This window comes from Pseudomonas sp. PME37.24/025 (assembly GCF_055556615.1).
Window position 1 is genome coordinate 1 of sequence record NZ_JBVHNK010000312.1, and the last position, 261, is coordinate 261.

1 protein-coding gene and 1 pseudogene are annotated in these 261 nt (G+C 62.5%); one reads left to right on the forward strand and one right to left on the reverse strand.

Features of this window, described 5'->3' with window-relative positions:
* Positions 1-132 (reverse strand): hypothetical protein (locus ACZ3HH_RS30495; protein ID WP_465810369.1); only part of this gene is annotated, 132 nt, incomplete at its 3' end.
* On the opposite strand from ACZ3HH_RS30495, the pseudogene ACZ3HH_RS30500 reads away from it, so the two are divergent.
* A pseudogene (locus tag ACZ3HH_RS30500) lies at positions 125-253 on the forward strand (methionine adenosyltransferase); the annotation flags it as partial. The gene ACZ3HH_RS30495 and the pseudogene ACZ3HH_RS30500 overlap by 8 nt on opposite strands.
* Positions 254-261 lie beyond the last annotated feature (8 nt).

Sequence of the window (261 nt, forward strand, 5' to 3'; positions counted from 1 at the left end):
GTACGGAGGACCTGGCGAGATGCCGGTGCCGCTAAACGTCGACTGCGGGATGCCGTTTGCCGCGAGGACCACATGGGTCGCCTTTCGCAACAGGAAGAACACGACGAAGCTCAACAGCATGTCGCTCGGCATGAACAAGCCGATCTACCAGCCGACCGCGGCATACGGCCATTTCGGCCGCAAGGCCGAAGGCGATCTGTTCAGCTGGGAAAAGACCGACCTGGCGGATGCGCTGAAAGCGGAGTTGGCGTAAGGCGGGGG